This window comes from Acinetobacter sp. TUM15064, from assembly GCF_008980265.1.
Classification (GTDB): Bacteria; Pseudomonadota; Gammaproteobacteria; order Pseudomonadales; family Moraxellaceae; genus Acinetobacter.
This window is the reverse complement of sequence record NZ_BKFU01000043.1, coordinates 1-21,954: the sequence shown is the minus strand read 5'-3', so window position 1 is coordinate 21,954 and position 21,954 is coordinate 1. Positions and strand designations below refer to the sequence as shown.

Below are 21,954 nucleotides of genomic sequence, written 5' to 3'. Positions count from 1 at the left end.
TATTCTAGCTTCATTACTTAAGCACATTCATTCATTTTTGAGGAAAAATACATGAGTTTAATCAATACTGAAGTTAAAGCGTTTAATGCAACAGCGTACCAAAATGGTGAATTTATTGAGTTGTCTGAACAAAACCTTAAAGGCAAATGGTCTGTTGTATTTTTCTATCCTGCTGACTTTACCTTTGTTTGTCCAACCGAATTAGGCGATTTAGCTGATCATTATGCTGAATTCCAAAAATTGGGTGTGGAAATTTATGGTGTATCTACAGATACTCATTTTACCCATAAAGCATGGCATGACACTTCGGATGTGATTGGTAAAATTCAATATCCATTGATTGGGGATCCGACTTGGACATTGTCTAAAAACTTTCAAGTACTGATTGAATCTGATGGTTTGGCTGATCGTGGTACATTTGTGATTGATCCCGAAGGAAAAATCCAAATTATTGAAATTAATGCAGGCGGTATTGGCCGTGATGCTTCTGAACTGTTACGCAAAGTAAAAGCTGCGCAATATGTACATGCGCATCCAGGTGAAGTATGTCCAGCAAAATGGAAAGAAGGTGAAGCGACGCTGGCTCCTTCAATTGATTTGGTCGGTAAAATCTAAGTAGATCGAATGATACAAGGTCGCGCATCGTTCCAATCTATTGGAACGATGCGCATAAAAAAATCAGCCCAGTGGCTGATTTTTTTATGTTGAGTACGGTTATTTTTTAAAGGTGATAGCCTTTACTGTTGGTGGCAAAGTCGCGTATGCCTTGAACCAAATGTTCAATCAGTTTTTCCATGACCAAGCGCTGTCCTTTGCGTGAAGCATAGACCAGTTGCACGGTGCCAATATTGGAACACCAGTCAGGTAAAATATGAACCAAGCGACCAGTTGTAATGTCATCTTCTACGGTTAAGTAGGGCAGATTGGCAATGCCTAAACCATCTAAGACTGAATAATAAATGCCTGCTACGTCATTACTTTTTATCCGTGGTGTCAAAGGAATGACGATTTGTTCTTGGGTCTCAATATGATGTAATAGCCACTGATATTGGTTCTTTTGTACCCCAAGCGCGAGGGTTGGGAAATCATTCAATTCTGTCGCAAATTGAATGTTGCGTCCTTGTAGAAGTTCAGGGCTGGCAACTAGGCAATGTGTAGTTCTTACGACATCACGTACCACAATGCTGGAGTCTTCATTGGCTGTGAAATTGGTACGAATCGCCAGATCAATATCATCATGTAGGACATCCACACGACGACTGGTGAGCTCCATTTCAACTTGAACTTTGGGATATTGTTTTAGAAACTGATTGAGCAAACTGCGAATTTGATAGCGCATCATGACCGAAGGGCAACTCAGTTTGATTAAACCCTGAGGTTCGCTTTTCTGTTTCAGTAAAACGTTGTTGGCAGTTTCAACTTGCTGAATAATTTGTTGGCATTCATCAAATAATTCCTGACCCAAAGGTGTCACTTTAAAGTGACGGGTTGAGCGTTGAATGAGATTCACATTATATTTAGCTTCAAGGTCTAAAATACGGCGACTGAGCTTCGATTTGGTGATATTTGAGGCCTCACTTGCGGCACTAAACCCCCCGTGTTTGACCACAAGATAGAAATAATAATAGTCGTCAAATGAATGCATGATGTGTTTAAGCCTGTATAGATTTACGACATATCGCAGTCTGTTATGAATGTCTTACACTGTATCATTGCGGATGGGTAAGCACGACGAAAAAGTGATCTGAAGATCTAATGCTGGCCTGTTCAGTTTTCTTGTCATGAGCCCCTTAATTTTTGAGTCCGTAAAAAAGTATCTTGCAACATAGCGTGTTTCACTGCAGAACTTGCCAGATTCCTTTGATGCGGAAATAGATCGCAGGACGCTGACTTGTTTAAACTGTTTTTGCCTTGAATCGTGCCAGATAAAAGTTCTACCTATCAAATAACATGATGAATTTAAAAATAAAATGCCAATCAATTTCTGAACTGATTGGCATTAATCCAAAGATCGCTTCTTCGCTCAGCAGATTATTTGCTCGCTGTATTTTTGCTATAACTTTGAATCAGGTTTTTATAGTCTGGGATGTGTGCTGCAAAAAGAGCGCCTAAGCCTTCAATATCATTACGCCAGTCACGGTGTAATTCACAAGCTGCACCAAACCAAGACATTAGTTGAGCACCAGCTTGTGACATACGATCCCATGCGGCATCACGCGTGATGGGGTTAAATGTTCCTGAAGCATCAGTGATGATAAATACTTCAAATTCTTCTTCAAGTGCTGAAAGTGCAGGGAATGCCACACAAACCTCTGTCACCACACCTGCAATGATTAACTGTTTTTTACCTGTTGCTTTGACTGCTTTGACAAAGTCTTCATTGTCCCATGCGTTGATTTGTCCTGGACGTGCAATATAAGGAGCATCTGGAAACATATCGACCAATTCTGGGACTAAAGGTCCGTTTGGACCATCTTCAAAGCTGGTGGTTAAAATGGTGGGAAGATTAAAATATTTTGCTGCTGCGGCAAGGGCAAGCACATTGTTTTTAAATTTATCAGGGTCAATATCACGGACCAATGACAGTAAACCTGCTTGATGGTCAACTAACAGCACGGCTGCATTATCTTTGTCTAAACGAATATATGGCTGAGTCATTTTTCTATCCTCTGTGTGGTTATCTATAAAACCGAAAAGCCAAAGATCTGTTTATTTTCGCTTCTCGATTTAGCACCATCCTAGTGATGAAAATGGGACAATAAAATAAGCCAAACGAGATGCTTAATCTTAAAAATAGGAAAATTTGAGCAAAAATATGCCATCACAATAAAAGATGGCTTTGTTTTTCAAATGGTTTTTATAAAAGCAGGATGGTTCTAATGATATTGTCCTACTGGTGTGATTGTGTGTATTGGCACAGAGCTATAAGTGAACTGAGGAAAGGGGTAGTATAGATTGCATATTCATCCTATCCATATAGGAGTTCCAAGATGAAAAAAGTAATAGGTGTATATCGCAATCAAAACATGCATTGGGTCGGTGACGGTTTTCCAGTTAAAAACCTGTTTTCATACGACCGTTTAGGCCAAGCCATTAGTCCGTTCTTACTGTTGGACTATGCTGCACCATACAAATTTGATCCGACTACGACTCAACGTGGTGTGGGTTCACATCCACACCGTGGTTTTGAAACCGTTACTATTGCATATAGTGGCGAAGTCACACATAAAGACTCGAGTGGTGGTGGCGGTACGATTAACACAGGTGATGTACAGTGGATGACCGCAGGTGCAGGTGTGGTGCATGAAGAGTTTCATTCACCTGCCTTTGCTGAACATGGTGGTCTGTTTGAAATGGTGCAACTTTGGGTGAATTTGCCAGCCAAAGATAAAATGACTACGCCACGTTACCAAGCTTTGACTGTTGCGGAAATTCCACGGATTGAAATGGATGATAATGCAGGACATATCCGTGTTATTGCAGGTGAATTTGGCGGTCATCATGGTCCAGCGCAAACTTTCAGCCCAGTCAATGTATGGGATGGAGAACTCAAAGCAGACTACGAAACTTTTGTGCATGTTCCTGTGACTCATAACACCATTGTGGTTGTGCTCAGTGGTGAAGTGCTGATTAATGGCACACAAAAAGTGGTGGATAATTCAATTGTGATGTTCGCTCAAGATGGCGAAGCTGCAATCCAGTTTCAAGCACTCACAGACACTAAATTTTTGGTGTTGACGGGTGAGCCACTCAATGAGCCTATCCAAGGTTATGGTCCGTTTGTGATGAATAGCAAAGAGGAAATAGTGCAAGCTTTTGATGATTTTAATCGTGGAAAGTTTGGTGAAATTCCAGTTGCTGTGGTGGACTAAGCACTGACTGTCTAAAAGAAGAAATCCCTACTCGGTCAAGAGTAGGGATTTTTTATGCGCTGTATCTTTCTAGTTTTAGCTCGTTTTGCATAGTTACCTATGCAATATTATGTGATGTAGTTATCATTTTTATGTGGGGCGTATCTTAGCGTCTTTTGCGGATGTTGTAAAACATCTATTTTAAAAATAGTTAATTTATATCTATTGTTTTTAAACAACTTAAATTTTAATTTGGAACAAGATTCAGAAAAGCATAAATTTGTTTACATGCTTCTTTTTAGTGTAATGAAATGTAATTTCAGCTGATTGTATATTTTAGACAAGGTGCATGAAAAGATGTGATTCTGGTATTTTTTAATAGCCCTATTTTTTCGACATTGGGTCATAATTTCAGTCAATATAAGTCAGATTGACGGATCATAATTTTGGATATTGCAGTTATTGGTAGCGGCATGGCTGGTCTTGCTACCGCAAGAATTCTGAAGGATGCAGGGCATAATATTACTATTTTCGAAGCGCTGACTGGGCGTGGTATGGATAGCCACAGTACAGAGTTTGAAGGTGGTTTGATTGATGCTCCCTTACGTGTCATGAACCCGCACTTATGGAAAAATACCTTGAGTCTTGCGACTTATTTGGGCATTAAAACCTATCCTGTGCGTACCTATATGGCATGTAGTTGGCTGTTTGAAGATCGTACTGAAACGTGGTTAACCACGACGCGAAGTCGCATCGGCAATTTTCCAATTATTAATAATCGCAAAGGTCTCCAACAGTATGGATGGCGTTTGGTTAAAGGCATGTTGCAACTTAAAACTGCGATTGCTAAGTTCTTCAAATCTAAAGATCAAGACATGACTTTGGCTGAGTTTATTAATCAGCATGAGATTGAAGAAGTATTTTGGCATGGTGCAGTTATGCCAGTGCTTTATACCATTTGTACCTGCAATCCAAAAACCATTGGTGAATGGCCTGCCAAACCATTGTTGATCTTTTTACGTCAATTGACCGATGGCGATGCTTTACTACGTCTACAAGGCGGAACCCCAGCTTTGGTGGATAAGTTGATTGAAAATATCAATATTCAAAGTGGCTCGGCCATTACCAAAGTTACAGAGCAAGCTGAAAAGGTTTTGGTAGAAAATAACAAGGGCGAACAGCAATTATTTGATCGTGTGGTGGTTGCAACCCCAACGACCAAAATTGAAGAATTTTTAGATTCTGCACAATTTGTCGATGATATTGCATTGTTAAGACAATTCCGTTTTGAGCAAGGTCAACTGGTCATTCATACCGATTCTTCTGTGATGCCGCCAAAGCGTAAAGATTGGTCAGTGCTCAGTTATATGATGGATCGTAAGTTTACCCGTCAACAGTTCACAGTCTGGCTTAACTCAGTAGAACCAAGTCTGGTCGGTAAAAATGCGGTGTTCCAAACGTGGCAGCCCGTGACGGAAATTGATCCGAAAAAAGTGATTTCAACCGTAACCTTAACTCGCGCCGTGGTGGATTCAAAAACCGTCGCGCTGAATAAAGAATTACAACAGCGTCATAAAATGGCAAACCGAAAAGTCTTTTTCTGTGGTTCATGGTCGTGTGATGGTTTACCGATTTTAGAATCAGCAGTGACCTCTGCAATGCATATTGCAGAAATTTTTGGTGCACCATTGCCGTTTGTAGGATTAAAACCTAAAGTTGAGGTTGCCCCACAACTCGGCTACTAAAGCATGAAATGGCTCCAAACTTTACAGCAATATTTTCCAAAGCATAAGTATGCAATTGATGCCAAACAATTGGGAGATCACGCTGTACTGGCTTGGAGCAATCTCGGCTATTGGGAGGATGGTCAATCATCTTACCCTGAGGCTGGCCAAGCTTTGGCCATGCGCCTTGCAGATCGGTTACAGCTAGATGCCAATGATCGGGTTTTGGATTTGGGCTGTGGGCAGGGGGCGAGCCTACTGCTGTGGCGACAGCATTACCATGTTCAGCAACTTTGCGCGGTTGAATTACAAGTCGAATGTGTGCAGCGCATACGACACACTTTAAATTCAAATATACAGATCATCCAAAATTCTTTTTTAAATTTAAATTCAAAGACATTCTCTAGACCTTTTGATGTGGTGCTGTGTCTGGATGCTGCTTATCACTGTGATTTAAATTTATTCCTGCGATCCACCCATTCTATTTTAAATTCAAACGGTCGGATTGGATTTCATTATCTGATGCTGAGCGATGCATTTTTGAATTTAAATCGTTTTGAGAGGCTTCAACTGAAAATGCTGTTAAAAGCTGCGGACGTTCATTTAGGTCATCTTCAATTAGAAGCAGACTTGATGCACAGCATTCAAGCACAGGGTTATCAGCAGATTGAAATTGAGGATATATCTGGTGCAGTATTCTCAGGTTTTTCAAATTATTATCATGAGCACTTGGCGCAAAATGTAGTTAAAAACTTGGATGATTTGAAAATTCAAATGACAGCTAAACTTTGTCAAAAATTATTTGAACAGGGCATCGTGCGCTATGCTCAAATTACAGCAATTAAAGATATTTAAAACGAAATAAAAACCTAAAGGCTAGAAACAACAAAGCCTCACTAAAAAGCGAGGCTAAGTATAAAATGGTGCCGGCACACGGATTCGAACTGTGGACCTACTGATTACAAGTCAGTTGCTCTACCAACTGAGCTATGCCGGCAACGTGGAAAGAATAATAGCGGATTTTGTTGAAAACGCAAGCCAAAAAGTGAGCGATTGAAATACACATCATCTTTTGTACAAACTTCACCCACCATCGGGTGGGTGAACGTTCAGAATAAAGCAGTAAGCTAGAATGAAACTGTTTTTTTAAAAAGCGTTAAGTAAGTACATGGAACTTATTTGCTCCTTAAAATTTGATCGAGGTCTTGGGCACATTCTTCCAACGTAAAAGCCATATCGAGTTGCATTTGAGGTTTGAGTTCATTGGCCAGCGTTCTCCATTGTTCAATCAGACGAATTGCTTTTTGAATTTTGTGTTTGTTGACATCCTTTGCAAGGGTTGGGGTATAACCGCCTCGTTTAGCGTTTTTAATTTGTTTGACATAATTGGTGCTGTTATTCATTCCGACTCCCGAATAGCAGTTTTATTGGTCAATTTCGTGTTTCGCTAGTTTTATACCGCAAATTCATTGTGCTTGATGAACATTGCATCTAGATGATAAGTGATGATTTATTTTTAACCTCCCTGCTTATTTGTTTTAGCCCAACTTTCAGTTAGGTTCAAGCATTTATTCTTTAATGAATCTTTATTTTTGTGGTGAAATTTCTCCTAATGGCTAAAGCTTGTGTTTCATAAAGCAGACTTTATGCCAAGTTGAATTTGCACTTATATCTGCATAAAAAGAGTCTGAATCTGAATGAAGAGCGTCACACTTATGCTAAAAGACGAGGAGTGAAATGAGCAGAAATGCAAAAGGAATGTATAGATTGAAAGGGAGGAGTTGGAATTCAGTTTATTCTTTACATGTGGATTAGGGTTTTAAATGCCTATGGATAGAGGCTGAGCACCATTTTTTGAATGTTGTGTAGTGCTCAGTGTTTTATGATGTGATACTCAGTGTCGCGTTCATCCTATGCAGGATTAATGATGGTGATGATGGTGTCCGTGCTTATGTTCATGCTCATCATAATCTTGTCGTATACAGCAGCCTGCAACATATTGGCTGCTTCCATCTGTATAGAATTCTTCTTTCCACACGGGCACTTCGTGCTTAACACGTTCAACAGCTTCTTCACAGGCTTGAAATGCTTCTCTGCGATGTGGAGCATAAGCAACCGCAATAATTGCTTTATCTCCAATATCTAACTTGCCAATACGGTGCACAACGCGAACATAGTACAGACCATATTTTTCTTGTATTTCCTGTTCAATGGCTCGAATCATCTTCTCTGCAACAGGAGCATAGGCGGTATATTTTAAAGCCTGAACCGCTCGCCCTTCATGATGATTGCGGACGGTTCCGATAAAAATCCCAGTTCCACCACATTCAGGAAAAGCCTGAATTGTATCAAAATGATTTAAATCAAGAGCTGTGTCTTGAATACGTGGAAACACAAGCATATTAGCCTCCTGCGACTGGCGAAAGTAAAACCAAAGTACAGTCTTGAGTCAAGACTGTTTGACGAGGAATAATGTCTTCACCTATAGCACAGGCACAGCGTTCTATCATGTCAGCCGCAGATGGATAGTGTGTTTTAATTTGGTTTAATATATCCGTAACTAAACTGTTTGATGCACAGTTCAAGTTTAGATCAGCAGGCAGGTGTTTTTCGATGGCACCGTAAGCTTCGATTTTAATATGAATGTCCTGCATGATGAGTTCCGTTTAATGGGTTCAAAACAATTTGTGATTCAGTCGTTTTCAATAGGTCTGGATGCACTTTAGCACTATTCAATTCGCTCCTCAAAATCTCAAAGGTCATTGTCTTCAGATGGATTCATATTCGACTTTTTGCTTCAAATTTGCTATTTCAGAATGACCGCCTGAATTGAGTCACTCAGCGTCATTTTATGCCAACTTTCTGGTAGGCCTGCACTTCTTCAAACGAATTTAAGCTATGAAAAGTTGAATGCTGATTTTGAATATTCACTCTTTGAGGGCATAGATTTGCAAAACATTGTTTTAAGCTAAGCTGTTGGCACTCTAAATGCTGATTGAATGTATCGAGACTGCTGCGTTTCAATAAACAAAAAGGATAAAGTGCTTGCCCATTGAACGCGACGTAAGCAACGGAAGATAAAGGATGGTGTTTGAGTGCTTGATGCAGCTGAAGCAGGATGTCTTGTGGAATTTCGGTAATGTCGCATGGAACACATAAAATATAATCAGATTGAACATATGACCATGCACTTTTCATGCCGACTAAGGGGCCTAAGAAACCATCTGTATCATCTTTGAAATAGCGAATATCAGGAATTAACGCCAGATAGTTGGCATAGTCACAATGGCTATTGATCCAAACTTCCTGAACTTTGTCCTGAAAAGCTTTATATATTTTTAACAGTTGAATGTCGTGATCAAAGCATTGCAGGAGCTTGTTGACGCCATTCATACGTGTGGCTTGTCCACCAGCTAAGATGATCAAAGCTGTCGCTGGGTAAGGTTGCATTGCATGTACCTGATTTTCAAAATGAGAGAGTCTCTCTCATTTTGAAATCTTTTGTGCTGCGATGATGTGCAATCAAAGTTAAAGCTTTGATTGTCATTATGCATCGGCAGCATTGTTATTGTTGGTTAGAGATAAAGACCATCAATCGACCTCATATCGAAATAAAATCAACATAGTCCATTGAAACGGGAGCATCGGCTCGGGCAGGAATTCGAACAATCACATTGGCCTGATTCAAATTGCTCAACATGTGTGATTGTTGCTTTCCGAGTTTGGCAACCGTCAATTGTCCATGTTCGTTCACATTTAACACCATACGTAACAACTGCTCGCGACTGTCTTGTTTAACGCTATCAGTGAAACGTGCTTTTTTCCATACAGGAGCAGGGGAGTCGATCCCTTGCAGTGCCGCCAATACTGTAGAAACATGTACGGCAAGGCAGGTCAGTACCGCCGCAGGATTGCCTGGTAAACCAATTAAGTAAGAGATATGGTTATCTGCTTGATATTCAGCAAAATATAATGGTTTTCCTGGTTTTTGTGCCACCTGCCAAAAGATTTCTTTTGCCCCTAAGGCCATAGAAACAGGACGAATCAGGTCATAATCTCCAACAGAAACGCCACCTGTGGTAATAACCAGATCATAACCATTCATTGCATTGGAAAGCGATTGAGAGAGTAGACTCTCATCATCAATCACATGTTCTAAATGCACATTTGTTAAACCTTGCTCGTTAAGCCATGCCAAGATCATTGGGGCATTGGCATCAAAAACTTTAGATTCATTATCCAATTGGCTACTGACTTCATCCCCTGTAATCAGAACGGCAATTTTGGGTTGGCAGTAAACCTGTACATCCTGAACACCCGCCATACTGAGTGCAGCAATTAGGCCATTGCCTAAGCGTTGCCCTTTTTGTGCAAGCTGAGTTCCAATACTCAGTTCTTCGCCTTGGTAACGAATATCTGCACCTTTTTCTAAAGCTTGATTTAAAACAGCGAGATTATGGCTACGGGTGATAATTTCTTGTCGTGCTACGGTATCTGCTGAATGGGGGAGTTTGCCTCCAGTAAAAATACGAACAGTTTGTCCTGATTGTATTTCAATGTGCTCTGCAACACCTGCCCGAATTTCTCCAATGACCTCAAAACTTGTGCTCCCTGCAAGCAAGTCCTCAGAGCGAAGAGCGTAACCATCGACTGCGCTTTGGGTAAAGAGTGGCAGGGCAACCGTTGATTCTACATCTGCGGCTAAAACATGCCGATGCGCCTGTGCTAAAGGTAAAGTCACGCAAGGTAGTGTTTTGACTGAACGATAATGCGCAAGGGCTTGATCAAGGGTAATTAAACCGACACCTGAACAACTCATTCATAACCTCCAGGATGAGGTAGATCACGGCAAACATCAAAAATATGAACCAATGCAGGTAGAATCGCAGCCATGGATTCACTGGCACCACCACGACTTCCCGGCAATGTAATGACCAATGAGCGGTCAATAAAACCTGCAACACCTCGAGACATTGCTGCATAAGGAGTGCGTTTTTGACCAAAAGCCCGTGCAGCTTCCATGAGTCCATTGAGCTCACGTTCTAGCAAAGGTTGTAAGGTATCGACCGTAATATCTCTTTTGCCGATTCCAGTTCCACCTACAGTAATCACGCAGGCATAGGATTGGGTCAGCTCTAAGACCAAATCTTTTAGCTGAGCTGCTTCGTCAGGTAAAACTTGATAATGAATAGGATCGAAACCTGCTTCGGTTAATGTATCTACGACTGAACGACCTGCTGTATCAGGTTTACGGCCTGCTGCAACTGTATCTGATAGTACCAAAACTGCTGCCGAGACTGGCTGGCGTAAATGGCGTTTGAAGTGTGATTTTCCACCTTTTTTCAGGTCTAATTTGCACTGTTGGATAATCAACTCATGTGGTTCACAATGCGGTTTAAGCATGTCATAAATGGTCAATCCAGCAAGACTGGCAGCAGTGAGTGCTTCCATTTCTACACCTGTGGGTCCAATGGTTTCAACTGTTGCTCGAATCACGACACGATCGGCCAAAAGCTCAAAGTCGACATCAGCACGGTAAATGGGTAGGGGGTGACATAGTGGAATCAGTTCATCGGTGCGTTTTGCCGCTAAAATGCCTGCAATGCGTGCAGTTTTCAGCGCATCGCCTTTTTCAGTATTGCCATCGGCAAGAAGTTGTAAACAATGTGCTGGAGCAAGTAACTCAGCACTTGCTGTTGCCACTCGGTAGCTTTCTGGCTTCATGCCAACATTTTTCATAAAATATTCCGAAACATTAAGGAACCGACAGGCAGTTCAGCAGTTTGATCAGTAGACAACGTTTATGACGTATTTAGATAACACAAAAATAAATGCGGATATAGTCGAATGACTGTCGAACTCAAAATTAATCAACTTATTTAACCACCTATGGCATGCATACTGATTTTGCGTGTTGGAGCCTGTTGATGTTCGATAAAGCCGGCTTTTTTATGCCATACCGCATTCAAAATATGAGTTTGCAATAAAGAAAGATCTGGTTGTTGAAGTAAATGCCGTAGCGGAGTGCCTGTATTGGCAAATAAACAGCTAAAAAGTTCACCTGTCGCAGTCAATCTCAAACGATCACAACTCTGACAAAAAGGTTTGCTGATGGTGGAGATGATGCCTAGTTTATAATGCCCATTGAGTAAATAAAGCGTTGCAGGGTCATGTTGTCTGGCTTGTATTTCAACTTGAAAATGAGATCTAAGTTTTTGAATAATTTCATCTTCAGTAATCACCTTTTCTGCACGCCAGTGATCGGGTTGGTCTAAAGGCATATATTCAATAAAACGTAATTCAAATTTTTGTTGGTAGGCCCATTGGGTGAGTTCGACAATCTCATGATCATTCTTTCCTGCCACCAAGACACAGTTGAGTTTGATTGGGATACCTGCTTGTTGTGCCGCAGTAATTCCCCTTAACACAGGCTCAAGTGGGCGCTGGGTCATGTCTTTAAACGTATCTGGATGGATGCTGTCGAGGCTGATGTTGAGATCATCTAAACCAGCTTGTTTTAGCCCTTGAGCATATTTTTGAAGATAAAAAGCATTGGTGGTCATAGAAATACGTTGTAGACCATGGGCTTTGAGGTGATTTAAATCATGAACAAAATTGACAATACCTTGGCGCATTAACGGTTCGCCACCTGTAAGGCGAATGTGTCGAATACCTAGACGCACCATAACCGCACAAAATTGTAAGAGCTCTTCAAAATTCAAGATATCTTTTTTAGCCAACCACTCTGGGGTGTCTGGCATGCAATAACTACAACGAAAATTACAACGATCGGTCAGTGAAATTCTGAGTTTATGTTTATGACGGCCGAACTGATCGACCAACTGTGACAGTCTGCTCATGCCAAGAGCGGGGGTTACTGTTGTTGTAGTCGAACCATCCATAGTTGCTCCACGGGTATAAACACACCTTTGGGTTGTGATCAGAAGAGTATGAAATGTTTTATTTTAAATATCAAACAAACGATAGATTGAATTAAATTTTATCCTATTTTCAATAGCTTGAGTGGTTTCATTTAAATGGAGCTACATGTGAGAGAGGGTGTTTGTAATAAATAGAGTGTTGAAATTTAATCCTAAAAGGGGGATATTTTTTATCAAAAGTGTTGTTCAGGGTTGTGCCACACAAGTCAAAGAGTTTTTAAAAGTGCAGGAAAACGGCATCAATAGATAACACGTCCAAGCAATTCGCAAATGATATGAGCAAGTCATATTTATAGTTTAGAAAATGGATAGAGGACGGTCAGATGGAAAATGTTGAAAACAAAAAGCATGACGATGAGCAGACGAATTATGCACGAATAGAGCCGTATAACAATCCTGCGGGTGGCTGGGGAGCACTATTAAGTGTAGCCCGAAATTTAAAACGACAAGAGGTCTTCAAAAAAGGCGCCATTACACTTCTCAATATTAACCAACCGACAGGCTTTGACTGTCCTGGCTGTGCATGGCCTGAAAAGAAAGATGCACATGCCTTTAACTTTTGTGAAAATGGGGCGAAGGCGGTTGCTTTTGAAGCCACATCCAAGCGTGTTACGCCTGATTTTTTTGCCACGCATACGGTCAGTTGGCTTTCAGAACAAAGTGATTTTTTCCTTGAAGATTCAGGTCGTCTAACTGACCCAATGCGTTATGACCCTGTTTCTGACAAATATATTCCAATTTCTTGGGATGAAGCTTTTGCCTTGATTGCAAAACATCTACATGCTTTAGACAACCCAGATCAAGCAGCGTTTTATACTTCGGGTCGTGCCAGTAATGAAGCCGCGTTCCTGTATCAGCTCTTTGTTCGTGCTTATGGCACCAATAATTTCCCTGACTGTTCGAACATGTGCCATGAAACCACCAGTGTTGGCTTATTGCACTCGATCGGACTCGGTAAGGGCACTGTCACATTGGAAGACTTTGATATCGCCGATGCGATTTTTAGCTTTGGACATAATCCGGGCACCAACCATCCGCGTATGCTCGGGACTTTACGTGAAGTGTCGCGACGTGGTGGCAATATTGTGGCCATTAACCCCTTAAAAGAACGCGGTTTAGAACGTTTCCAAGACCCTCAAGCGCCTGTTGAAATGATGACCAATGGCAGTACACCCATTAGTCGTTATTATTTCCAACCTAAAGTGGGAGGTGATTATGCGCTCATGTTCGGCATGTTGAAACATTTACGTGAGTGGGACATTCAAGCACTGGCAGCTGGGAAAAAGAGCGTTTTTGATCGTTCTTTTATCGAAATGAATACGGTTGGTTTTGATGCCATGATGGCAGAAGTAGATCGAACGCCATGGTCTGATATTCATGCTCATACGGGACTTAGCCCTGAGCACTTAGAATCTTTAGCTAAAATGTATTTGGATGCGAAAACGGCCATTTTCTGTTGGGGTATGGGGATTACCCAACATCGACACGGGACTGCGAATGTTCACATGCTTGCAAACCTAATGTTAGCAAGAGGGCATATTGGTCGATCTGGCGCAGGTCTAGCACCGATTCGTGGTCACAGTAATGTGCAAGGTGACCGAACTATGGGGATTAATGAATTACCCAGCACAAAATTACTCGACAATATTGATCGTGTTTTTGGGATTAAATCGCCTCGTCATCATGGTTTTGGTGTGGTGGATACGATTAAGGCCATGTATGAAGGGGCGGTCAAAGTTTTTATTGGTTTAGGGGGGAATTTTGCTGTTGCAACACCAGATACACCCTATACCGAAGCAGGTTTGCGCCGTTGTAATTTAACGGTACAAATTGCTACCAAGCTCAATCGTAGTCATTTGGTCTGTGGTAAAGAGGCATTACTTCTACCTTGTCTGGGTCGTACCGAAATTGATATACAACTGCATGGCGCGCAGGCCGTGAGTGTGGAAGATTCGATGAGTAATGTGCATCTATCTGCAGGGCGTAATGAACCGGCGTCCGAGAATCTTCTTTCAGAGCCTGACATTGTGGCGCGTATGGCAGCAGCCGTCTTGCCAGAGAGTGATATCAAGTGGCAATGGTATGTAGAAAGTTATGACCGTATTCGAGATTCGATTGAAGACGTGTTTGATGAATTCCACGATTTTAATGCTCGGGTCTATCAGCCGGGTGGTTTTCACTTAGAGCATCCTGCCAATCAGCATGTGTGGAATACGCCTGTTGGTAAGGCACAGTTTTTAATTACGCCACTGGCTGAAGTGTATGCCGATAAAGAGAATAAATACGCTGAACAATATACAGGAGCTAAAGTCTATACCTTGATGACCACGCGTTCTCATGACCAATACAACACCACCTTGTATGGACTCGATGACCGTTATCGTGGGGTATTTGGTCAGCGTCGTGTATTGTTTATGAATGCTGATGATATTGCAGAAGCAGGTTTTATGGCCGACCAATGGGTAGATATTGAAAGTATCTACTCCGATGGGATTAAACGTGTGGTACAGAGCTTTCGCATCGTGCCATATAACATTCCACGAGGCAGTTTGGCGGCCTATTACCCAGAAACAAACCCACTGGTGGCACTCAGTAGCCATGATAAGTACGCCAAGATTCCTGCCTCGAAAAGTGTGCCTGTGATTTTGCATGCTGGCCATGCACCTGAGCATTTTAATTTGGCACAAGAGGTTGATCCTGAGCACGCTAATGAAATTATGAATCGAGTGGGTTAGACCATAGCCAATGGAATGGCACTTATTTTATATACTGTCATTTCAATCTTTTAAATGAAGTGCTTTGCAATATGGAAGATAAAAAACAGCATGGATATTGAGACAAAAATGTTGAATTCACAAGGGTATGAAACCGTTGAGATCCAGCGTTTAAATGAAAATAAAGCAGTAGAACAGTCAGATTTTGTGGTGCAAGAGTATCCTATTGCATTGGTTTATAACGGTATTTCCCATGCGGTGATGATGGCAACACCAGCAGATATTGAAGTGTTTGCAAAAGGATTTAGTTTGTCAGAAGGTATTTTGAGTAGTTTAAAAGAATTATATACATTGGATGTTCAAGATACCCAGTTTGGGATTCAGGTCGAGATGGATATTTCTACTCGCGCCTTTATGATGCTGAAACAACATCGACGCATGATGGTGGGGCGAACAGGCTGTGGACTCTGCGGTATTGAAAGTTTGCAACAGCTACATTTGAATCTGCCAAAAATTACCACTGTCGTTTCAGATGTATGGCTGACGCAAATTCCTTATGCAATTTCACAACTGAATATTCGCCAAAAAATTACCCAAATGACGGGTGGGGCACATGCGGCGGCATGGGTTGAGGCGGGGGAAATTGTGGCGCTATTTGAGGATGTCGGACGGCACAATGCTTTAGATAAGTTACTGGGATATATGGCGCAAAATCATCATGATGTGCGTCAGGGTTTTGTGGTCATGACCAGTCGGGCAAGTTATGAACTCATTCGTAAATGTGCTCAACTCAATATTGGTTTATTGGCGTGTATTTCAGCACCGACCTCAATGGCCATAGAAATGGCTAAAAGATCTGGGTTGCAGTTGGCAAGTTTTTGTCGTGGGGATGGTTTTGTTTTATATACTTAAGCTGAATCTGAGAGAAAATACCTTACAGAGGCTATGCGGAGGCATTCGCTACACTGTTTGAGGTTGAATCATATTGTATATATTTTTTTAAATAATATTAAAGGCTTATTGGTATTTGTCGAGTTGGTGGTTGCTCAGTATTTTTGCGCTTGGATGATCTCTAACTTATCCCGAAAGCCTCGTGTGCTAAAAATCACACAGGTCGAATTGAAATGTGATTTAAATCTATTTCAAACCCAGGGCAAGATGACGTAAGTTAGCCTTATATCAAGATTTATTTCGAACAGACCTTAACTTTATGTTGTAAAGTTAACTTTTATAGAAAACAAAATGGTTTGTCTTTAAGTTAGATTTATTTTTTAAATCATAGCTATTTGTTTCAATGACTTATTTTTATTTGAGTGACAGTGATGCATGATGCCAAATTAAAATTACAGCTTAGAATTTTATGGGATGAAGAAATTGCCATAGGCCCAGGCAAGGCTCAACTTTTAGAAGCAATTCAACGTACAGGTTCAATTTCACAAGCCGCAAAAAGTATGAATATGAGCTATCGCCGTGCATGGCAGTTGGTTGAAACCATGAATCATAGTTTTCAACAAGCCTTAGTGGAAACTCAAAAAGGAGGAACACATGGTGGTGGAGCTCATGTTACCAATTTTGGTGAAGCTATTTTAAGCCAATACAGACAGATGGAACAAAACGCACATCATGTCATTGAGTATGACTTTCAAGCGATTGCCCAATTTCTTAAACAATAGTGGATAACATCCAACAATAATCTTGAGACAGCTGAATGCTTTTAACATGCAGCCGTCTAAAGATTATGAAGGTCAGATTGAATACAAGACCCTTTGTCTGATCTATCCGCTATAAGCGTAATACTTATCACGTGATTAGAACCCTAACCATCTCGTTTGAATGATAAATAATCGTTGTCTGGAATTGACGTTGCATATATATCCATATATTTTTAAAAACATATCGGTCATTTTGTAATGTAAAAGGGGAAGATGGTGCTGCTAAACTTTAAGAAGAAAAGTATTCAAATGCTATTATGTTGTGGGCTTATTGTTGGTGTGCAAGCACACGCAGAGCAAGCCATTACTGTTTATGCTGCAGCCAGCTTAACCAATGCAATGACAGATTTAGATGCATTATTTGAAAAACAGAAGAACATCCAAGTCAAAACTTCTTATGCAGGGTCGTCGACTTTAGCCAAACAAATTGAAGCGGGTGCACCAGCAGATGTATTTGTTTCTGCTGATGAACAATGGATGAATTATTTACAAAATAAAAAGCTCATTGAGCCAAATAAACGAGTGAATTTACTGGGTAATCGACTGGTTTTGATTTCACCTAAATCGAAACCTGTAAAAATTAAAATGGATAAAAGTTTTGATCCATCTACCGCATTTCAAGGCAAACTCTGTACAGGCGATACCAAAAGCGTCCCTGTGGGAAAATATGGCAAACAAGCACTGACATCGCTGGGCTGGTGGTCGAAACTGGAACCTCGTTTGGTTGAAACTGAAGATGTCAGAGCCGCACTTAACTTTGTGGCACGGGGTGAATGTCAGCTTGGGATTGTTTATGCGACAGATGCCGTGATCAGTAAAGATGTGACGGTCGTTGGCGTATTTCCGATCAATACCCATACTCCAATTATCTATCCTTTAGGCTTAGTCAAAAACAATCCAAACGCTGTAGCTTTTTATCAATTCTTACAAACGAAGCAGGCAAATGTAGTGTTTAAAAAGTATGGCTTTACTGTTTTATCGCCAGCGAAGTGATGATGCTTGCCTTATCCACCGAAGAAATTGAAGTACTCAAACTTTCCTGTCAGGTTGCTGCCGCCTGTCTGGCCTTTAGCCTGATCCCTGCATTAGCGGTGGGTTGGGTGTTGGCACGTAAAGAATTTTTTGGTAAATCTTTATTTGAAACCTTGATTTTTTTGCCACTGGTTTTACCACCTGTTGTTCCAGGCTATTTACTTCTACAAGTCTTTGGAAGTAATGGTATTTTGGGGGGGTATCTGGAACCGCTTGGATTGAATTTTGCATTTAACTGGAAAGGCGCAGTTTTGGCTTCAGCCGTGATGGGGTTTCCACTCTTGGTTCAGTCGATTCGTTTGGCCATTGAACTGGTGGATCAACGTTTGGAAATGGCGGCCAAAACGTTAGGCGCTTCATCCTTCGGCACATTCTTTTATGTTACGTTGCCTCTGGCCAGTAGTGGGATATTGGTGGGGGCTATTTTGTGTTTTTGTCGCAGTCTGGGCGAGTTTGGTGCAACCATTACCTTTGTGGGCAATATTGCTGGAGAAACGCGAACTTTACCTTTAGCCATGTATAGTTTAATGCAACAACCTGATACCGAACCTGCGGTATGGCGGCTGATTATATTGTCATTAACTGTGGCTTTTCTTGCTTTGTGGTTTGCCCAATGGTTTCATCGTTATCAGAAAAATAAGCGAGGGCATTAAGGCCATGATTGATTGTCATATTCGGCTCAATTTAGGCAAATTTGAACTCGAGCAAAGCTTTAAGTCCGAACAGAATGTAGTGGGTTTATTTGGAGCTTCGGGTTCAGGCAAAACCAGTATTTTGCATGCAATTGCAGGTTTAAATACACCAGTAAGTGGTTGGATTAAAATCAAAAATCAGACGTGGTTTGATGCAGAACGTAAGGTCAACTTGAAGCCACAGCAACGCCGTGTCGGTTTGGTGTTTCAGGATGCGCAATTATTTCCGCATATGAACGTCATGCAGAATTTATTGTTTGGTTATAAACGTATACAGCCTGACAGTCGACGCTTTGCCCCAGATTATATTGTTGAATTACTTAAACTCAATCATTTGCTGAGTCGTATGCCAACCAAGTTATCGGGGGGCGAAAAGCAACGGGTAGCCTTAGGTCGAGCACTATTATATTCACCTAATTTATTGTTATTAGATGAGCCTTTATCTGCACTGGATGCAGCCCATAAACAAGAAATTATTCCTTTTTTTCAGAAAGCTCAGCAGGAAACTGCAATTCCAATGCTCTATGTTAGCCATGACATGGGCGAAATTAAACAACTTACCCAACAAGTTTGGCTGTTGTAGCATTGATGCAACGGCCTGATTAAGATAGGGGATCGTTGCGATTTGACTTACCAATCTACGCGTTTGAGTAATATGTCTTTATACATTTTAAAGTCACAGACTAAGCTAAAGAATGGTTGTTTAAACGTGGCTGGTTTATTATGTTCAAAAAAGAAATGACCGATCCACGCAAAACCATAGCCGACAACAGGCAGAGCCCATAGGACTTTTGGATTTTTAGTCATCGTTGCGATGGCAGCAACTCCAATCACGCACGTTGTTCCAGCAAAGTGTAAACGTCGGCAAGTGGAATCTGCATGCTGTGAAAGGTAGAAAGGATAGAATTCTTTGAGGGTTTTATAACGCCCATCACTTCCAATCATTTGTACAGTAGGGTTCTGAACCCGAGTTGCAGAAAGCTCGGCGCTGTTCACGAGATCTTGTGTATTATTTTTAACTTGGGTTTGGGTATTATGTAACATTTGCTCTTCCTTTAGTATTTACAAGATGTATTTTTAAATAGCTTAGTGCGCATGGTCTTGAACGAATATGCTATTTCCAAGGAAGGAGTCGAGTGTAGTGTCGCAAAACCAAAGCCAAGTTTATGCTTGGGACGGGTGTATTTTGTATGTGACCCGCGAACACTTAAATAATGCCCATGCCCATTTTCCTGCGTTATTGCAAATTGGTCTAGGCACACCGTTTGCGATTACTTTGGGTCAACACGTTAGAAGTTATCACGATATTGTCGTTATGGCGCCGAATGTAAATCACAGCACCGACTCAGAAAACCAGCCTTATCTTGCTCTTCTAATTGACCCAGATCATGCGTTGTATCGTTACTTACATCCCTTGTTAAATGGGGAATCTTTTCGCTCTTTGCCTGCATCAAGTCTTGCGTCTTTCCATCCTCAGTTTCAGCAACTCATCGCAGGTCAGTTCAGTTTCGATCAGGCCAAACAGTTGGTTTTGGATATATTGTCTTGCTTAAATCCAAACACGTTACCGAGTTTGCCTTGGGATATTCGAGTGTTACAGAGCTGCCGCTATATTCAACAATGTGTTCCACAGCAGCACCCCACAGTGGCTGAAGTCGCTGCTCATGTAGGGTTATCTGAATCGAGGTTGATGCATTTATTTAGCCAGCAGTTGGGAATTTCGATGCGACGCTACATTCTATGGCTACGTATTCGCTATGCCATAAAGCTTTGGGCGGCAGGAAAGAGCTTAATTGAGATTGCATTGGGAGCGGGTTTTTCCGATCAGGCGCATTATACGCGAACCCTGCGTAGCATGGTCGATTTTGCCCCGTCTATGCTAAAAGCAAAGACCATTCTTGTGAGTGATGCAATTTCAAATGAGGGAAAAACAAACTTGAGCAAGCATTTTATCACTCCTTGAAATAGCAGAATCATTCAAGACTTATAAGTGTGTATTAGAAACAATGCTTTTGTTTGGCGTTGATGGTCTGGAGGGATTAACAGTTTGGCACGGCTAAACTTTTCTTTGAGCGCGTCATACCAACATCATGGATAGATCAACATAGAGATATAAAAATGACAAATTTAAATGCGATAAAAAGTATAAAAGATGTTGTATCTGAAAAAGAGTGGGATGCGCGTTGTCAGCTTGCAGCGCTGTACCGCTTAATTGCACATTTTCGTATGACCGATTTAATTGATACTCATATTAGTTTACGCGTACCCGATGCAGACGGACATTTTCTGATTAATCAATATGGTATTCCTTTTGAGAAAATGACAGCTTCACATTTGGTGAAAATTGATTATGCAGGCCATACTGTTGCTGATTATGATCAGGGAAAATTAGTCAATACAGCAGGCTTTGTAATTCACTCTGCTATTCATGATGCGCGACAAGATGTGCACTGTGTGATTCATACTCACACTGCAGATGGTATAGCTGTGTCTGCACAAAAGCAGGGCTTATTGCCTCTATCACAGCATGCGTTAAAGTTTTATAAAAAAGTAAGCTATCACGAATATGAAGGTGTGGCGTTATTAACCGAAGAACGTGAACGTCTGGTTAAAGACTTAGGGCAAAATCGAGTCATGATTTTAAGAAATCATGGTTTGTTATCGACTGGTGATTCGGTTCAACGTGCTTTCCATGAAATTTACTTTCTTGAACGTGCTTGCCAAGCTCAGATTAAGGCGATGGTGGGTGGTGTGGAACTGCATCTTCCTTCTGAAACCGTGTGTCAGCACACGGCCCAACAGTTTGAAAGTGAAATGATTGAAATGGTGATGCTGAAAGCATGGAATGCAGCTCTGTCGCTGATTGAACATCAGCGAGATGACTATTGCGTATAAGTCGGTTTTGACTCTAATGCATGATTTGATTTGATTTGATTTGATTTGATTTGATTTATTTGTACTTTGGATGTGATGAGATAATTATCATAAATTCATTGCTTTAGGATGTTTTTGTTCAATTGATCAGCTATTTTTAGCGATGGGTGATATACGGCTTAAAGCTGTTTTTATTCTAACAGTCTGTATTTGAAAATAGTTGTTCTTATACTTCATTGAGTTATTGTCTTATTCGCTATTTCTTGTCATAAAAAGATATTTTGTATTTTAGTTTAAATTGGGTTTTCTTATTCATATTCCTCAATAGCTACAGGATTTCAATAGATGTTGTTAGATATGATTAGACATAAAAAAAGCTTAAACCCTTACAGTTTAAGCTTTTTGAGATCTTAT

Annotated in this window: 22 protein-coding genes and 1 tRNA gene; 12 read left to right on the top strand and 11 right to left on the bottom strand. The window is 40.9% G+C overall.

Going from position 1 to position 21,954, the window contains the following annotated elements; translation table 11 throughout:
• Positions 1-51: 51 nt before the first annotated feature.
• Positions 52-615, top strand: a complete 564-nt coding sequence (ahpC, locus tag GBI16_RS12605; protein ID WP_086209130.1) for an alkyl hydroperoxide reductase subunit C — start codon at positions 52-54, stop codon at positions 613-615.
• A gap of 106 nt (positions 616-721) precedes the next feature.
• On the opposite strand, the gene GBI16_RS12600 is transcribed toward ahpC, so the two are convergent.
• Both GBI16_RS12600 and ycaC read right to left on the bottom strand, forming a co-directional pair.
• A complete protein-coding gene (locus GBI16_RS12600; RefSeq protein WP_151707191.1) occupies positions 722-1,645 on the bottom strand; it encodes a LysR substrate-binding domain-containing protein in 924 nt (307 codons plus the stop codon).
• A gap of 386 nt (positions 1,646-2,031) precedes the next feature.
• Positions 2,032-2,658: an isochorismate family cysteine hydrolase YcaC gene (ycaC, locus tag GBI16_RS12595; RefSeq protein ID WP_086209128.1), complete on the bottom strand. Its 627-nt coding sequence runs from the start codon at positions 2,656-2,658 to the stop codon at positions 2,032-2,034.
• Between the two features lie 332 nt (positions 2,659-2,990).
• On the opposite strand from ycaC, the gene GBI16_RS12590 reads away from it, so the two are divergent.
• From GBI16_RS12590 to GBI16_RS12580, 3 genes are all read left to right on the top strand, one after another.
• Entirely contained in the window at positions 2,991-3,872 is an 882-nt protein-coding gene (locus tag GBI16_RS12590; protein ID WP_151707190.1) for a pirin family protein, read from the top strand.
• A 425-nt stretch (positions 3,873-4,297) separates the two neighbouring features.
• Positions 4,298-5,596 carry an FAD-dependent oxidoreductase gene (locus GBI16_RS12585; RefSeq protein WP_213033324.1) on the top strand — a complete coding sequence of 433 codons (1,299 nt, stop codon included), beginning with the start codon at positions 4,298-4,300 and terminating at the stop codon, positions 5,594-5,596.
• 3 nt (positions 5,597-5,599) lie between these two features.
• Positions 5,600-6,430, top strand: coding sequence for a cyclopropane-fatty-acyl-phospholipid synthase family protein (locus tag GBI16_RS12580; protein WP_151707189.1), 831 nt, complete (start codon positions 5,600-5,602; stop codon positions 6,428-6,430).
• Positions 6,431-6,496: 66 nt separating this feature from the next.
• On the opposite strand, the gene GBI16_RS12575 is transcribed toward GBI16_RS12580, so the two are convergent.
• From GBI16_RS12575 to moaA, 8 genes are all read right to left on the bottom strand, one after another.
• Positions 6,497-6,572: transfer RNA gene (locus GBI16_RS12575), tRNA-Thr, on the bottom strand.
• A 178-nt stretch (positions 6,573-6,750) separates the two neighbouring features.
• A complete protein-coding gene (locus tag GBI16_RS12570) occupies positions 6,751-6,978 on the bottom strand; it encodes a hypothetical protein (protein ID WP_004691623.1) in 228 nt (75 codons plus the stop codon).
• A gap of 518 nt (positions 6,979-7,496) precedes the next feature.
• Positions 7,497-7,976, bottom strand: coding sequence for a molybdenum cofactor biosynthesis protein MoaE (locus GBI16_RS12565; RefSeq protein WP_119063285.1), 480 nt, complete (start codon positions 7,974-7,976; stop codon positions 7,497-7,499).
• Position 7,977: 1 nt separating this feature from the next.
• On the bottom strand, positions 7,978-8,229 hold the full coding sequence (locus tag GBI16_RS12560; RefSeq protein ID WP_151707188.1) for a MoaD/ThiS family protein: 252 nt from the start codon (positions 8,227-8,229) through the stop codon (positions 7,978-7,980).
• A gap of 190 nt (positions 8,230-8,419) precedes the next feature.
• Positions 8,420-9,025 carry a molybdenum cofactor guanylyltransferase gene (locus tag GBI16_RS12555; RefSeq protein ID WP_151707187.1) on the bottom strand — a complete coding sequence of 202 codons (606 nt, stop codon included), beginning with the start codon at positions 9,023-9,025 and terminating at the stop codon, positions 8,420-8,422.
• Between the two features lie 151 nt (positions 9,026-9,176).
• Positions 9,177-10,394, bottom strand: coding sequence for a molybdopterin molybdotransferase MoeA (locus GBI16_RS12550; RefSeq protein WP_151707186.1), 1,218 nt, complete (start codon positions 10,392-10,394; stop codon positions 9,177-9,179).
• Positions 10,391-11,314 carry a bifunctional molybdenum cofactor biosynthesis protein MoaC/MoaB gene (gene moaCB, locus GBI16_RS12545; protein ID WP_151707185.1) on the bottom strand — a complete coding sequence of 308 codons (924 nt, stop codon included), beginning with the start codon at positions 11,312-11,314 and terminating at the stop codon, positions 10,391-10,393. Before moaCB ends, GBI16_RS12550 begins: the two co-directional genes overlap by 4 nt.
• A gap of 140 nt (positions 11,315-11,454) precedes the next feature.
• Positions 11,455-12,477 (bottom strand): GTP 3',8-cyclase MoaA, encoded by a 1,023-nt coding sequence (moaA, locus tag GBI16_RS12540; protein WP_151707184.1) that lies wholly within the window; start codon positions 12,475-12,477, stop codon positions 11,455-11,457.
• Between the two features lie 362 nt (positions 12,478-12,839).
• On the opposite strand from moaA, the gene GBI16_RS12535 reads away from it, so the two are divergent.
• The 6 genes from GBI16_RS12535 to GBI16_RS12510 all read left to right on the top strand — a co-directional run bounded on the left by GBI16_RS12535 (position 12,840) and on the right by GBI16_RS12510 (position 19,249).
• Entirely contained in the window at positions 12,840-15,251 is a 2,412-nt protein-coding gene (locus GBI16_RS12535) for an FdhF/YdeP family oxidoreductase (protein ID WP_086209119.1), read from the top strand.
• A 90-nt stretch (positions 15,252-15,341) separates the two neighbouring features.
• Positions 15,342-16,142 carry a formate dehydrogenase accessory sulfurtransferase FdhD gene (fdhD, locus tag GBI16_RS12530; protein ID WP_086209118.1) on the top strand — a complete coding sequence of 267 codons (801 nt, stop codon included), beginning with the start codon at positions 15,342-15,344 and terminating at the stop codon, positions 16,140-16,142.
• Positions 16,143-16,552: 410 nt separating this feature from the next.
• Entirely contained in the window at positions 16,553-16,903 is a 351-nt protein-coding gene (locus GBI16_RS12525) for a winged helix-turn-helix domain-containing protein (RefSeq protein WP_151707183.1), read from the top strand.
• A 288-nt stretch (positions 16,904-17,191) separates the two neighbouring features.
• On the top strand, positions 17,192-17,935 hold the full coding sequence (gene modA, locus GBI16_RS12520) for a molybdate ABC transporter substrate-binding protein (protein WP_404814604.1): 744 nt from the start codon (positions 17,192-17,194) through the stop codon (positions 17,933-17,935).
• Positions 17,935-18,627, top strand: a complete 693-nt coding sequence (gene modB / locus GBI16_RS12515; protein ID WP_151707181.1) for a molybdate ABC transporter permease subunit — start codon at positions 17,935-17,937, stop codon at positions 18,625-18,627. Before modA ends, modB begins: the two co-directional genes overlap by 1 nt.
• Before the next feature lie 4 nt (positions 18,628-18,631).
• Entirely contained in the window at positions 18,632-19,249 is a 618-nt protein-coding gene (locus tag GBI16_RS12510) for an ATP-binding cassette domain-containing protein (protein WP_151707180.1), read from the top strand.
• Positions 19,250-19,296: 47 nt separating this feature from the next.
• On the opposite strand, the gene GBI16_RS12505 is transcribed toward GBI16_RS12510, so the two are convergent.
• Positions 19,297-19,710, bottom strand: coding sequence for a DUF962 domain-containing protein (locus GBI16_RS12505; protein ID WP_151707179.1), 414 nt, complete (start codon positions 19,708-19,710; stop codon positions 19,297-19,299).
• A gap of 67 nt (positions 19,711-19,777) precedes the next feature.
• Between GBI16_RS12505 and GBI16_RS12500 the strand changes: the two genes are divergently transcribed.
• Both GBI16_RS12500 and GBI16_RS12495 read left to right on the top strand, forming a co-directional pair.
• A complete protein-coding gene (locus tag GBI16_RS12500) occupies positions 19,778-20,629 on the top strand; it encodes an AraC family transcriptional regulator (protein WP_151707178.1) in 852 nt (283 codons plus the stop codon).
• Between the two features lie 155 nt (positions 20,630-20,784).
• On the top strand, positions 20,785-21,561 hold the full coding sequence (locus GBI16_RS12495; protein ID WP_086209111.1) for a class II aldolase/adducin family protein: 777 nt from the start codon (positions 20,785-20,787) through the stop codon (positions 21,559-21,561).
• The last annotated feature ends 393 nt before the right edge of the window (positions 21,562-21,954 follow it).